An 11,714-nucleotide genomic window follows, 5' to 3' on the forward strand; every position below is an offset into this window, starting at 1 on the left:
GGCGCCGTCCCCGTGGACGGCGCCCTTCGGCGTGCGGACCCTCAGAACTTGTTGCGCGGGGTGAGCCCCAGGGACATGCCCGACAGGCCCCGCTGCCGCCCGCCCAGCTTGCCGGCGATGGAGCGGAGCGCCGAGCCGGCCGGGGAGTCCGGGTCGGACAGCACCACGGGCTTGCCCTCGTCGCCGCCCTCGCGCAGCCGGACGTCGATCGGGATGGCGCCGAGCACCGGCACGTTCGCACCGGTGGTGCGGGTCAGGCCCTCGGCGACCGTCTGTCCGCCGCCCGTGCCGAAGACGTCGACCATCTCGCCGCAGTGCGGGCAGGGCAGCCCGGACATGTTCTCGACCACGCCGACGATCTTCTGGTGCGTCTGCACGGCGATGGAGCCCGCCCGCTCGGCCACCTCGGCCGCCGCCTGCTGCGGCGTGGTGACGACCAGGATCTCGGCGTTCGGCACGAGCTGGGCCACGGAGATCGCGATGTCGCCCGTGCCGGGCGGCAGGTCGAGGAGCAGCACGTCCAGGTCGCCCCAGTAGACGTCCGCGAGGAACTGCTGGAGCGCGCGGTGCAGCATCGGGCCGCGCCACACGACCGGCGCGTTGCCCGGGGTGAACATGCCGATGGAGATGACCTTCACGCCGTGCGCCGACGGCGGCATGATCATGTTCTCGACCTGGGTGGGACGCCCGTCGGCGCCCAGCATGCGCGGCACCGAGTGGCCGTAGATGTCGGCGTCCACGACGCCGACCTTCAGGCCGTCGGCCGCCATGGCCGCCGCCAGGTTCACCGTGACCGACGACTTCCCGACGCCGCCCTTGCCGGACGCCACCGCGTACACCCGGGTGAGGCTGCCCGGCTTGGCGAAGGGCACCTCGCGCTCGGTCTGGCCGCCGCGCAGCGCGTTCGCCAGCTCCTTGCGCTGCTCGTCACTCATGACGTCCAGCGTCACGTCGACCCGGGTGACCCCCTCGACCCGGGAGACCGCGTCCGTCACGCGCTGCGTGATGGTGTCCCGCATGGGGCAGCCGGAGACCGTCAGGTACACGGTGACCGCGACCGCCCCGTCCGCGCCGATCTCCACCGATTTGACCATGCCGAGTTCGGTGATGGGCCGGTTGATCTCGGGGTCGTTCACCGTCGCCAGTGCTTCGCGCACCGCGTCTTCCGTAGCCATAAGGACGATGGTACGGCGCCGGGTACACCCGCCGGTAAGGACGTCAGCGGTCGTCTGCGTCACGTCCCGGCGGCCGTTCCGCCCGCATCGCCGGGAATGAGCCGTGCTGGTCCTTGTGCCCGTTCCGGTGCGCGTCCAGCTCCTTGACCATGTCCTGGAGCTCGGAACGGATCCAGTCCCGGGTGGCGACCTCCCCGAGCCCGATCCGCAGGGCGGCGATCTCCCGCGTCAGGTACTCGGTGTCCGCGATCGACCGCTCGTTCTGCTTGCGGTCCTGCTCCAGGTTGACCCGGTCGCGGTCGTCCTGCCTGTTCTGCGCGAGGAGGATCAGCGGGGCCGCGTAGGAGGCCTGGAGGGACAGCATCAGGGTCAGGAAGATGAACGGGTACTCGTCGAAGCGCAGCTCCTTCGGCGCGGACACGTTCCACAGCACCCACAGGATGATGACGAACGTCATCCAGACGATGAACCGCCCGGTGCCCAGGAACCGCGCGGTGCGCTCCGAGAGCCGTCCGAAGGCCTCCGGGTCCCACTGGGGCACGAGCCTGCGCCGCGGAGGCCGAGGCTGGTCCAGCCGGGGCGTGCGCGGCCGGCCGGCGGCCGTGGCGCCCGCCGGAAGCCGCTCGCGCACGCCTTCGCGCTCAGCCGCCATCGGGCACCACCTCCTCGTCGAGATGGAACTCGGTCTCCCGCCAGTCATCGGGCAGCATGTGGTCCAGCACGTCGTCCACCGTCACCGCGCCCAGCAGCGACCCGGCCTCGTCGACCACCGGCGCCGCCACCATGTCGTACGTGGCGAAGAACCCGGCGACCACGGGCAGCGCGGCGTCCGGCTCCAGGGGCTGCAGATCGTCGTCCAGGATCGATCCGACCAGGGTGTACGGGGGGTCGCGCAGCAGGCGCTGGAAGTGCACGGTGCCCAGGTACTTGCCGGTGGGCGTCTCCTCGGGCGGGCGGCAGACGTAGATCTGCGCGGCGTGCGCGGGGGAGAGGTCGGGCTCGCGGATGCGGGCGAGCGCGTCCGCGACGGTCGCGTCGGGCCGCAGCACGATGGGCTCCGTGGTCATCAGACCGCCCGCCGTGTGCTCCTCGTACGCCATCAGGCGCCGCATGTCGGCCGCGTCGCCCGGCTGCATCAGGCTGAGCAGCCGTTCCTTGTCCTCCTCGGGCAGCTCACCGAGCAGGTCGGCCGCGTCGTCGGGGTCCATGGCCTCCAGGACGTCGGCCGCGCGTTCCTCCTTCAGCTTGCCGAGGATCTCGATCTGGTCGTCCTCCGGCAGCTCCTCCAGGACGTCCGCGAGCCGGTCGTCGTCGAGCGCGGCGGCCACCTCCGCGCGCCGCTTGGGCGAGAGGTGGTGCAGGACGTTGGCGAGGTCGGCGGGGCGCAGCTGCTCGAAGGTGGCGAGCAGGTTCTCGGCGCCCTGCCCGTGCTCCTCCAGGGAGAAGCCGGTGACCGCGGACCACTCGACGGTCAGCGTCTCGCCCTTGCCGCGCCGGAACGCGCCGCCCTTCCTCCCCTTGCGCACGAAGACGCGGTCGATCTCCCACTCGCGGCGGGCGGCCAGCTGATGCACCGACAGGTCGAGGACGGTGACCTCCTCGCCGCCGTCCACGAGCGTCACCCGCCGGTCGAGGAGCTCGCCGAAGACGAGCCGCTCCGTGGGCCGCTGCTCGAAGCGCCGCACGTTGAGCACCCCGGTCGTGATGACCTGGCCGGACTGCACGGCGGTCACCCGGGTCATGGGCAGGAAGATCCGGCGCCGGGTGGAGAGTTCGACCACCAGGCCGATCAGCCTCGGCGGGCGGCGGCCGGGCCGCAGGATGACGACCAGGTCGCGCACGCGTCCCACCTGGTCCCCGGCCGGGTCGAAGACGGCGACACCGGAGACGTGTGAGACGAAGAACCGGGGTGCGCCCCCTGCCATGGCGGCGGCTCCTTTTCGTGCGGGATCTTTCGGTGTACTGCCTGCTGTGTTCGTTTCTCCCCATTGCCCGCTCGGACGGGCTTCAGGCTAGCCCGTCCCGATCGGCCGTGCGCCCGCGACCGCTCCGGACGGACTGGCTCCGCCCGGTCTCCCGGCCCCCGGTACTCTGCGGTACGCCGTTCAGGTCCCCCGTAAGAGAGGCAGCCCACCTGTGATTCCGATCTCCCAGGGCCGTTCCCGCAGGGCCGTGCTGGCCGGCGCCGTGTGCGCGCTGCTCGCGACGGGGACGGCGCTCACGGGATGCTCCGAGGATCCGAACGAGGGCACCAACGGTGTCGGGCGACTGCCCGCCGACCAGATCCAGGACAGGGCCCAGAAGGCCGCCGGGTCGGTCGGCACCGTACGGCTGCACGGAACCGTGGTCACCAGCGGACGCACGTACACGCTCGACATGCGGCTGAAGGAGAGGGGCGGCATCGGCTCGGTCACCACCAAGGGGGAGACGTTCCGCCTGCTGCGGATCGAGGACGAGCTGTACCTGAAGGCCGGTGCCGAGTTCTGGGGCCGGGACGCCGGCGCGGGTGAGGGCGGCAGCGAGGCGGACGCGGCTGCGGCCGGCAAGCTCGCCGAGAAGTACGTGAAGGTGCCGCAGGGCGATCCCTCGTACAAGAAGTTCATCGGCTTCACCGACAAGAGTGTGTTGCTCAGTGGCCTGCTGACCCTGCACGGGAAGCTGGCCACGGACGGCCACCACGAGCAGTCGGGCGTGCGCACCATCCGCGTCACCGGCGACAAGGGCTCCGGCGGCACCCTGGACGTCTCGCTCAAGGGCAAGCCCTACCCGGTGCGTTTGGTCCGGGCCGGGAAGGCGGGCACCCTCACCTTCTCGGCCTGGGGAACCGACTTCCCCCTGGAGAAGCCGGCCAAGGACGAGACCCTGGACTACGGCAAGCAGCTCCCCACCTCCTAGCGCCGGCTACGCACGGCGCCGCCTCCCCTTCAGCAGCAGCCGGGGAAGTGCGGCCGGGGCGGGCCGCCGCGTCGTCGCCGGGGTCGGCAGCGGGGCCTCGGCCAGGGAACCGCCGGGGAGCGGAGACGTCGCTCCGGTCGGCTCGAGGCGCAGCACCCGGCACTCGCGCGCCCAGCGCTCGGGCATCGTCTCGGCGTCGGGCGCGTTGAGCCGCTTGCCCCTGAGCTCGGCGACCGCGGCCGTCCACGCCTCGGAGCCCGGCGCCGGCTCGACGACCGTCGCGGACCAGGTGACCAGCCGGCCGCCCTTGTCCTTGCTGCGGACCGTCACCTCGGCCGGTCCCCCGCCGGTCAGCCCGGGCAGCGGCTGCTCGCCGGGCCCGTCGCCGATCACGCACGCGGCTCCGTCGTGCCACACGTGCCACAGCGCCCGGACCGGGGCACCGGGACCCCGCACCCAGATGAGGCCGGACTTCTTGGTGGCCTCCTCGATGAGGGCCCGGTCGAGCAGCTCGCTTGTCATGCGCCCAGCCTATCCAGGGGGGCGCCGGGCGCCGTGGCGCCGTCAGAGCCAGCCGTTGCGCTTCAGGGTCCGGTGGATGCCCAGACAGAGGGCCACCGTGACGCTCAGGACCAGCGGGTAGCCGTACTTCCAGTGCGTCTCGGGCATGTAGTCGAAGTTCATCCCGTACACGCCGCACACCATGGTCGGTACGGCGATGATCGCGGCCCACGAGGTGATCTTCCGCATGTCCTCGTTCTGCGCCACGGACGCCTGGGCCAGATTGGCCTGGAGGATGGAGTTCAGCAGCTCGTCGAAGCCGATCACCTGCTCCTGCACGCGCGCCACGTGGTCGGCGACGTCCCGGAAGTACTTCTGGATCTCCGGGTCGATCAGCCGCATCGGCCGCTCGCTCAGCAGCTGCATCGGCCGCAGCAGCGGCGCCACGGCGCGCTTGAACTCCAGTACCTCCCGCTTGAGTTGGTAGATCTGCCCGGCGTCCGTGCCGCGCGGGGTGCCCTTGCGGCCCGGCGAGAACACCTGCGTCTCGACCTCGTCGATGTCGTCCTGCACCGCGTCGGCCACCGCGATGTAGCCGTCCACCACGTGGTCGGCGATGGCGTGCAGCACGGCCGAGGGCCCCTTGGCCAGCAGTTCGGGGTCGTCCTGGAGGCGGTGCCTGAGGGCCCGCAGGGAGCCCTGGCCGCCGTGCCGGACGGTGATGAAGAAGTCCCGGCCGGTGAAGCACATCACCTCGCCGGTCTCGACGACCTCGCTGCTGGAGCTGAGCCGGTGCTTGTCGGCGTAGTGGATGGTCTTGAAGACCGTGAACAGGGAGTCGTCGTAGCGCTCCAGCTTGGGCCGCTGGTGGGCCTGGACGGCGTCCTCCACGGCCAGCGGGTGCAGCCCGAACTCCGTGGCGATCCCCGCGAACTCGGCCTCGTTCGGCTCGTGCAGGCCGATCCACACGAAGCCCCCGTCGCGACGCACCAGGCGCATCGCCTCCTGGGGGGTGAGCTGGCCGCCCTCGGTCACCAGGCGGCGGCCGTCGCGGTAGACGGCGCAGTCGACGACGGCGGTGGCCGTCGCGGGGTCACGGGTGGTGTCGTACGGGCCGCTGTCCTTGCGCAGCGAGACACGGGAGGAGGGACGGACCACGGCGCGCAGGTCGCGGATCATCGACATGGCGGGCTCCTTCGCGGGCAGGCAACGAAAGGCGCCGGAACGACGGGTGGAACAACCCGGAATGAGGACGTCCTGGACTGCGGATGTTTGGCACGTCCACAAAGCGGGGAGCACCGCACCGTCGCGGTGGCGAGCTTCGTCGCTGATACAGCTACTGGGGCAGATCAGACAGAACGAAACGACGTGCTCTTCCGATGAAGACGCGCAGGCGAAAGGCGGCAGCCAGACAGGAAGCAGCTACATCAGCGGACGGAAGAGCAGGTGATACTGCACGGTCGACTTCGGTCCATGCCAGCCCCACCTCCTCCGGCCGGTCCCTCGTGAGGGACGATCCACATCCCCTGGGGGGATTTCCCCTGAGTGGGGAGTGTCATACAGGCGTTCGGGACGATCGGACTCCCGCAGGGCACCAACGGCCTGGGTGGTGTCCCGATCTGCGTGCGGCCCGAACGACCGGCCAAGCGTACCAGCCGACCGGCATGTCAAGGCTTTGCTTTGCCCGGTACTGACGAGTTCTATGCTCGCCGCATGGCTGATGTTCTTCCTCTGGTCGAGGCCCGGCTGCGCACGGCGCTGGGCGAGCCGGACGCGCGCGCGGCGGTCACCTTCCTGGGCACGGACCGCATCGAGGTGCTGCGCTTCCACGAGGGCGACATCGTGCGCTACGCCACCCTCGGCATGTCCGCGCAGCCCATGGCCGACCCCACGGCGGTCGTCGCGGATCCCGTCAAGGGCCCGCGTGTCGAGCTGGTGCTGTCCGTACGGGCCGGCGTCGCCGACACCGACAAGGTGCTCCGCCCGCTCGCCGTCCTCGCCGCGTCCCCGCAGGTCGAGGGTGTGGTCGTGGCCCCCGGCGCCTCACTCGACGTGGGTGAACGGCTGTGGCCCGGCGCCCCGTTCACCTCCGTGCTGGTCGCCGAGCCCGGCGGCCTGGTGGAGGACCTGGAGCTCGACGGCCCCCTGGACCCCGTGCGGTTCCTGCCGCTGCTGCCGATGACGCCGAACGAGGCCGCCTGGAAGCGGGTGCACGGCGCCCAGGCCCTCCAGGAGCGCTGGCTGAACCACGGCACGGACCTCAGGGACCCGTCCCGCGGGTCGGCCCCACTGGACTGACACCGACCGGCCGGGACTCGTCGGTGTGAATATCGTGCTGATTCCACAAGATGAGTGCGCCGGCCGGGTGATCGTCCTTGACGTGGCGCGGCAGAGCTAGGACCGTGGGGCTCTATGAGGGGCGAACCCAGTTGCCCGAAGTGCGGTGGCCGGGTCAGGGCTCCCGGCCTCTTCTCGGATGCCTGGCAGTGCGACGTGCACGGCACGGTGCACCCGATGCAGCCCGTGATACCGCCCAGCGTCGAGGCCCTCGAAGTCGTCGTGCACCGTACGAAGGTGCCGGTGTGGATGCCGTGGCCGCTGCCGGTGGGCTGGCTCTTCACCGGTGTGGCGTCCGCGGGCGACGACCGCAGCGGTGGCCGGGCGACGGCCGTCGCGTGCACCGGTCCCGGACCGCTCGGCGGCATGGGTGAGCTGATCCTGGTCGCCGAGGAACTCGGCGTCGGCCTCGGCGCGCGCTACGCGGGCATCGACGGCCCGGACCCGGGGCCGTACATGGACGTCGAGAAGCCGCCGCAGGCCAAGGTGCTGGCCGCCGGCCGGCCGACCCCGCTCTGGCACGTCTCCCGGACGCCGGACGACCGCGCCGTGTTCGCGGGCGAGGCGCTCGGCATGTGGCTGTGGGCGGTGGTGTGGCCGGAGCAGTCCGGGCTGCTGATGTACGACGAGCTGGTCCTCACCGACCTGCGGGACGCCGGGGCCGAGGTGGAGCTGGTGCCCTGTGGGGCGCTGTCCCCGCGACTGCTCGAGGCGTAGCCGCGCGACGGGCGGGAGGTAGGGGGCGCACGGCCATTTCGGCTGTGACAGGAGCGGTGGAAAATCCGGTTATCCTGGAGCGTCCCCTTCCGTCCGTCACCGCTTGGAGTAACGCGTCGTGCGCATCGATCTGCACACCCACTCCACCGCGTCCGACGGCACGGACACTCCGGCCGAGCTGGTCCGCAAGGCCGCTGCCGCCGGTCTCGACGTCATCGCGGTGACCGATCACGACACCACCCGCGGACACGCCGAGGCGCTCGCCGCGCTGCCGGCAGGACTCACCCTGGTCACCGGCGCCGAACTGTCCTGCCGGCTCGACGGCGTCAGCATGCACATGCTGGCCTACCTGTTCGACCCGCAGGAGCCCGCGCTGTTCGCCGAGCGGGAGCTGGTCCGGGACGACCGGGTGCCGCGGGCCAAGGGCATGATCGCCAAGCTGAACGGGCTGGGCGTGCCGGTCACCTGGGAGCAGGTCGCCCGGATCGCGGGCGACGGATCGGTGGGCCGGCCGCACGTGGCCACCGCCCTCGTCGACCTGGGCGTCGTGCCGAGCGTGAGCGACGCCTTCACCCGGGAGTGGCTGGCCGACGGCGGCCGCGCGTACGTGGAGAAGCACGAGACCGACCCCTTCGAGGCGCTGCGGCTGGTCAAGAACGCGGGCGGCGTCGCCGTCTTCGCGCACCCCGCCGCGAGCAAGCGGGGCAGGACAGTGCCGGAGTCCGCGATCGCCGAGCTGGCCGGGGCCGGACTCGACGGCATCGAGGTCGACCACATGGACCACGACCCCGGGACCCGGGCGAGGCTGCGCGGCCTGGCGAAGGAACTGGGTCTCCTGGTCACCGGGTCCAGCGACTACCACGGCGGCAGGAAGACCTGCGTCCTCGGCGAGTTCATGACGGACCCCGAGGTGTACGGCGAGATCACACGGCGCGCGACGGGGGCGTTCCCGGTGCCCGGGGCCGGCGGGGCCTGAGGCCCGTCCTCGCCCCGTCCCTCGTTCCGCTTCGTTCCCCAGCAAGGCAGTCATGCTCGACGTCGCCGTCTTCGGCTCTCTCTTCCTGACCCTTTTTGTCATCATGGATCCCCCCGGGATCACCCCGATCTTCCTCGCCCTGACCGCGGGCCGGCCCGCCAAGGTGCAGAAGCGGATGGCCCTCCAGGCCGTCTGTGTGGCCGGCGGTGTCATCACCGTCTTCGGGCTGCTCGGCCACCAGATCCTCGCCTACCTGCACGTTTCGGTGCCGGCGCTCATGATCGCGGGCGGTCTGCTCCTGCTGCTGATCGCCCTCGACCTGCTCACCGGCAAGACCGACGAGCCCCAGCAGACCAAGGACGTCAACGTCGCCCTGGTCCCGCTGGGCATGCCGCTGCTGGCGGGGCCGGGCGCGATCGTGTCGGTCATCCTCGCCGTGCAGAAGGCCGACGGGCTCACCGGGCAGGTCTCGGTGTGGTCGGCGATCCTCGCCATCCACGTCGTGCTGTGGCTGGTGATGCGGTACTCGCTGCTGATCATCCGGGTCATCAAGGACGGCGGGGTGGTCCTGGTGACGCGCCTGGCCGGCATGATGCTCTCCGCGATCGCCGTGCAGCAGATCATCAACGGCGTCACCCAGGTCGTACGGGGCGGCTGACCCGGCACCGTCGCGGACGTCGCGGAGCCCCCGTACCGAGAGCGGTGCGGGGGCTCCAAAGCGTGCGTGCCGGGGCGGCCGGGCCCGGTGGGGCCGGGCGTCCCGCGGCGGGGCGAGCGTTATGAGGCCGGTGTGTCGGCCGGGCGGATCCAGAGGCGCTGTCCGATGGCGGCGGCCTGCTGGACGATGCGGTTGACGGAGGCGGCGTCCACGACGGTCGTGTCCACGGGGGTACCGTCGACGTCGTCGAGTCGCATGATTTCGAAGCGCACGGGCTTCTCCCTTCGTCTGGTCATCCTCCTGAAGGAGAACTACTTGGTGGGCGGCCCACAGGCCAGTCGAGCCCGTGTTCCATGACAGGTTCAACGGCGTGCGCGGTACAAACATTCCCTACGCTAAAGAAATTTTTCGATCGACTAAATACTGACCAGTAAGGGTTTCGAAGGGGACCGACCGGGACCGGTTGTGTTCAGAGCGTGACCACCGGGACAATGGAAGCGATGAACGACGACCTGGCGGCCCTGCACGACCGCATCGACCGCACGAACGAGCTGCTGCTGCGCATGCTCGCCGAGGTGGCGAAGACGCCTTCGACACACGCGATCTTCGTCGACGCCGGCTATCTGTACGCCGCCGCCGGACGGCTCGTGGCCGGGACGGAGGACCGCCGGGCCTTCGACCTCGACGCCGAGGGACTCATCGACGCGCTCATCGACCGGGCCCGCACCATCTTCGCCGACAGCAGACTGCTGCGCGTCTACTGGTACGACGGGGCCAGGCGCCGCATCCACACCGCGGAGCAGCAGACCATCGCCGAACTCCCGGACGTCAAGGTCCGCCTCGGCAACCTCAACGCCAACAACCAGCAGAAGGGCGTCGACTCCCTCATCCGCACCGACCTGGAGTCACTGGCACGGCACCGCGCCATCAGCGACGCGGCCCTGCTCGGCGGCGACGAGGACCTCGTCTCGGCGGTCGAGGCGGCCCAGGGGTACGGGGCCCGGGTCCACCTCTGGGGCATCGAGGCCCCCGAGGGCCGCAACCAGGCCGAGCCGCTGCTCTGGGAGGTCGACAGCCAGCGCACCCTCGACCTCGACTTCTTCAAGCCGTACGTCTCCCGCCGCACGGCACCGGCGTACGAGGGCACCACCGCCCGGCCCACCCGCGAGGACGTGCGGTTCGTCGGCGCGCAGATCGCCGCCAAATGGCTGGTCGCCCGCGGCCGGGAGGCCATGATGGAACTCCTCCCCGGCCACCCCTATCTGCCCGGCTCCGTCGACCAGGACCTCCTGGTCGAGGCGGAAGGCCTCCTCCAGTACTCGCTGCGCGGCCAGGCGGACCTGCGGCGCGCCCTGCGGGACGGCTTCTGGGACCACCTGCAGGCGCAGTACTAGGCGGGCTCCCCGGGACGCGGGGCGTCCCAGAAGCCGGCGAGGGCGCGGGCGGTCGGCGCGGGCCGGTCGGCGGCGGGCGAGTGCTCGGCCCCGTCGATGACGGTGCGGTGCGCCCCCAGGCGCCGGGCCATCGAGTCGAGGTCCGGCACCGGCCAGGTGTCGTCGCGCTCGCCCGACAGGACGTGGAACGGCAGCGGCACGGCGGCCAGTTCGTCGACCCGGTCCGGCTCGGTGCACAACTGCTCACCCGTGGCGCGCAGTTGTGCCGGTCGCGTACCCAGCCAGCGGCTGCGCAGGAAGTCCCGGCCGCCGACCCCGCGTGCCGGACCACCCACCTCCTCCGGAGGTCCCATGGCCAGGATCGCCTCCCAGCACTCCGCCATCGACATCACCGCGAGCGCGTCCCGCAGCAGTTTCACCCGCTGCTCCTGGGAGACGGAGATCCGTGCGGGGCCGGAGGAGACGAGCGTGAGCGAGCGGAAGGGGGAGTGGTCCAGGAGGACGGCGGCGCGGGCGATCTGGCCGCCGAGTGAGTGGCCGACGAGGTGCACGGGCGCACCGAGCACCTCCGCCTGCGCGAGCACGTCCCGCGCCAACTCGTCCTGCGCGTAGGCCGATTCGTCGTCGGCGGGGCCGTCCGACTCGAACTGCCCACGCCCGTCCACGGCGACCGTGCGGTATCCGCGCGCGGCGAGCGGTTCGTGCACCAGCGTGAAGTCCTCCTTGCTGCCGGTGTACCCGGGCAGCAGCAGCACGGTCCCCTTCACTCCGGCCCCGGGGGACGGCGGCACGTCCACGACGGCGAACTCGCCGCGGGAGGTGCGGAGTCGGCGGACACGCGAGCCCGGAGGCGGGGCGGAGGCGGAGCGGCTGGTCACAGGGCGAAGCGTAACGGGTGCGGACATGCCGGCGGCCCGGCCCACGGGTGTGGGACCGGGCCGCCGGTGTGGTGCGTCAGCCCTCCGCGGGCTCCGCGGCGGCCGTGGCCTTGCGGGTGCGACGGGCCCGGGGCTTCGCCTCGCCGGCGGCCTCCGGCTCCTGCGCGGCCTGCGCCGGGATCT

At 71.6% G+C, this 11,714-nt stretch carries 13 protein-coding genes; 6 read left to right on the forward strand and 7 right to left on the reverse strand.

Annotated features, from left to right (window positions below; genetic code table 11):
* Window positions 1-41 precede the first annotated feature (41 nt).
* The 3 genes from BU52_RS26425 to BU52_RS26435 are packed head-to-tail and all read right to left on the reverse strand — an operon-like array spanning window position 42 to window position 3,100.
* Window positions 42-1,175, reverse strand: a complete 1,134-nt coding sequence (locus BU52_RS26425; RefSeq protein WP_037938837.1) for an Mrp/NBP35 family ATP-binding protein — start codon at window positions 1,173-1,175, stop codon at window positions 42-44.
* A gap of 43 nt (window positions 1,176-1,218) precedes the next feature.
* Complete coding sequence (locus BU52_RS26430) at window positions 1,219-1,827, reverse strand: DUF1003 domain-containing protein (RefSeq protein ID WP_037938841.1); 609 nt, start codon at window positions 1,825-1,827, stop codon at window positions 1,219-1,221.
* The gene (locus BU52_RS26435; RefSeq protein ID WP_037938844.1) at window positions 1,817-3,100 is read right to left on the reverse strand and encodes a magnesium transporter MgtE N-terminal domain-containing protein; all 1,284 of its coding nucleotides are present in this window, start codon (window positions 3,098-3,100) and stop codon (window positions 1,817-1,819) included. Before BU52_RS26435 ends, BU52_RS26430 begins: the two co-directional genes overlap by 11 nt.
* Window positions 3,101-3,311: 211 nt before the next feature.
* On the opposite strand from BU52_RS26435, the gene BU52_RS26440 reads away from it, so the two are divergent.
* Window positions 3,312-4,070 carry a hypothetical protein gene (locus BU52_RS26440; protein ID WP_037938846.1) on the forward strand — a complete coding sequence of 253 codons (759 nt, stop codon included), beginning with the start codon at window positions 3,312-3,314 and terminating at the stop codon, window positions 4,068-4,070.
* A 6-nt stretch (window positions 4,071-4,076) separates the two neighbouring features.
* On the opposite strand, the gene BU52_RS26445 is transcribed toward BU52_RS26440, so the two are convergent.
* Both BU52_RS26445 and BU52_RS26450 read right to left on the reverse strand, forming a co-directional pair.
* Window positions 4,077-4,592: a hypothetical protein gene (locus BU52_RS26445; protein WP_037938848.1), complete on the reverse strand. Its 516-nt coding sequence runs from the start codon at window positions 4,590-4,592 to the stop codon at window positions 4,077-4,079.
* 42 nt (window positions 4,593-4,634) lie between these two features.
* Window positions 4,635-5,756 carry a magnesium and cobalt transport protein CorA gene (locus BU52_RS26450; RefSeq protein WP_037938850.1) on the reverse strand — a complete coding sequence of 374 codons (1,122 nt, stop codon included), beginning with the start codon at window positions 5,754-5,756 and terminating at the stop codon, window positions 4,635-4,637.
* 528 nt (window positions 5,757-6,284) lie between these two features.
* On the opposite strand from BU52_RS26450, the gene BU52_RS26455 reads away from it, so the two are divergent.
* From BU52_RS26455 to BU52_RS26470, 4 genes are all read left to right on the forward strand, one after another.
* Window positions 6,285-6,869 (forward strand): suppressor of fused domain protein, encoded by a 585-nt coding sequence (locus BU52_RS26455; protein WP_037938852.1) that lies wholly within the window; start codon window positions 6,285-6,287, stop codon window positions 6,867-6,869.
* 114 nt (window positions 6,870-6,983) lie between these two features.
* Complete coding sequence (locus tag BU52_RS26460; RefSeq protein ID WP_063830035.1) at window positions 6,984-7,625, forward strand: DUF6758 family protein; 642 nt, start codon at window positions 6,984-6,986, stop codon at window positions 7,623-7,625.
* 118 nt (window positions 7,626-7,743) lie between these two features.
* Window positions 7,744-8,601, forward strand: a complete 858-nt coding sequence (locus BU52_RS26465; RefSeq protein ID WP_037938856.1) for a PHP domain-containing protein — start codon at window positions 7,744-7,746, stop codon at window positions 8,599-8,601.
* Window positions 8,602-8,653: 52 nt separating this feature from the next.
* On the forward strand, window positions 8,654-9,259 hold the full coding sequence (locus tag BU52_RS26470) for a MarC family protein (RefSeq protein ID WP_037938859.1): 606 nt from the start codon (window positions 8,654-8,656) through the stop codon (window positions 9,257-9,259).
* A 119-nt stretch (window positions 9,260-9,378) separates the two neighbouring features.
* Here BU52_RS26470 and BU52_RS34995 read toward each other — a convergent pair whose 3' ends face one another.
* Entirely contained in the window at window positions 9,379-9,531 is a 153-nt protein-coding gene (locus tag BU52_RS34995) for a hypothetical protein (RefSeq protein ID WP_106979586.1), read from the reverse strand.
* A gap of 228 nt (window positions 9,532-9,759) precedes the next feature.
* Here BU52_RS34995 and BU52_RS26475 point away from each other — a divergent pair, with 228 nt between their 5' ends.
* Window positions 9,760-10,653, forward strand: a complete 894-nt coding sequence (locus BU52_RS26475) for an NYN domain-containing protein (RefSeq protein ID WP_037938860.1) — start codon at window positions 9,760-9,762, stop codon at window positions 10,651-10,653.
* Here the strand turns inward: BU52_RS26475 and BU52_RS26480 are convergent.
* Window positions 10,650-11,558: an alpha/beta fold hydrolase gene (locus tag BU52_RS26480; RefSeq protein ID WP_107061274.1), complete on the reverse strand. Its 909-nt coding sequence runs from the start codon at window positions 11,556-11,558 to the stop codon at window positions 10,650-10,652. The two genes, BU52_RS26475 and BU52_RS26480, sit on opposite strands and share 4 nt — an antisense overlap.
* Window positions 11,559-11,714 lie beyond the last annotated feature (156 nt).

The organism is Streptomyces toyocaensis, assembly GCF_000725125.1.
GTDB lineage: Bacteria > Actinomycetota > Actinomycetes > Streptomycetales > Streptomycetaceae > Streptomyces > Streptomyces toyocaensis.

Excerpts from the sequence above, each read along its gene's own strand:
- BU52_RS26425 (WP_037938837.1), bottom strand. The coding sequence starts at position 1,175 with ATGGCTACGGAAGACGCGGTGCGCGAAGCACTGGCGACGGTGAACGAC.
- BU52_RS26430 (WP_037938841.1), bottom strand. The coding sequence starts at position 1,827 with ATGGCGGCTGAGCGCGAAGGCGTGCGCGAGCGGCTTCCGGCGGGCGCC.
- BU52_RS26435 (WP_037938844.1), bottom strand. The coding sequence starts at position 3,100 with ATGGCAGGGGGCGCACCCCGGTTCTTCGTCTCACACGTCTCCGGTGTC.
- BU52_RS26445 (WP_037938848.1), bottom strand. The coding sequence starts at position 4,592 with ATGACAAGCGAGCTGCTCGACCGGGCCCTCATCGAGGAGGCCACCAAG.
- BU52_RS26450 (WP_037938850.1), bottom strand. The coding sequence starts at position 5,756 with ATGTCGATGATCCGCGACCTGCGCGCCGTGGTCCGTCCCTCCTCCCGT.
- BU52_RS26455 (WP_037938852.1), top strand. The coding sequence starts at position 6,285 with ATGGCTGATGTTCTTCCTCTGGTCGAGGCCCGGCTGCGCACGGCGCTG.
- BU52_RS26460 (WP_063830035.1), top strand. The coding sequence starts at position 6,984 with ATGAGGGGCGAACCCAGTTGCCCGAAGTGCGGTGGCCGGGTCAGGGCT.
- BU52_RS26470 (WP_037938859.1), top strand. The coding sequence starts at position 8,654 with ATGCTCGACGTCGCCGTCTTCGGCTCTCTCTTCCTGACCCTTTTTGTC.
- BU52_RS26475 (WP_037938860.1), top strand. The coding sequence starts at position 9,760 with ATGAACGACGACCTGGCGGCCCTGCACGACCGCATCGACCGCACGAAC.
- BU52_RS26480 (WP_107061274.1), bottom strand. The coding sequence starts at position 11,558 with ATGTCCGCACCCGTTACGCTTCGCCCTGTGACCAGCCGCTCCGCCTCC.